Raw genomic sequence first — 487 nt, forward strand, 5'->3', positions numbered from 1 at the left:
AAGTCGATCGCCACCCGGTGATGACAACGATGACCTTTGAAAACTGAACAATGAACTGAATGAACGCCAACGTGCGAGGTTCTATTATATAGAACGTCAAACAATGAGTAATACCAAATAATAAACAAGAGCCAAACGCTCTTCCATATATCATGGAGAGTTTGATCCTGGCTCAGGACGAACGCTGGCGGCGTGCTTAACACATGCAAGTCGAACGAGAAGAGATGAGAAGCTTGCTTCTTATTGATTCGAGTGGCAAACGGGTGAGTAACGCGTAAGCAACCTGCCCTCTAGATGGGGACAACAGCTGGAAACGGCTGCTAATACCGAATACGTTCTTTCTGTCGCATGGCAGAAGGAAGAAAGGGAGGCTCTTCGGAGCTTTCGCTGGAGGAGGGGCTTGCGTCTGATTAGCTAGTTGGAGGGTAACGGCCCACCAAGGCGACGATCAGTAGCCGGTCTGAGAGGATGAACGGCCACATTGTGA

The 487-nt window shown here is 49.3% G+C and carries 1 rRNA gene; it reads left to right on the top strand.

Annotated elements, in window-relative coordinates:
* Positions 1-149 precede the first annotated feature (149 nt).
* Positions 150-487: ribosomal RNA gene (locus NM10_RS12795) — 16S ribosomal RNA — on the top strand; the annotation flags it as partial.

This window comes from Megasphaera sp. NM10 (assembly GCF_000417505.1).
GTDB lineage: Bacteria > Bacillota > Negativicutes > Veillonellales > Megasphaeraceae > Megasphaera > Megasphaera intestinihominis.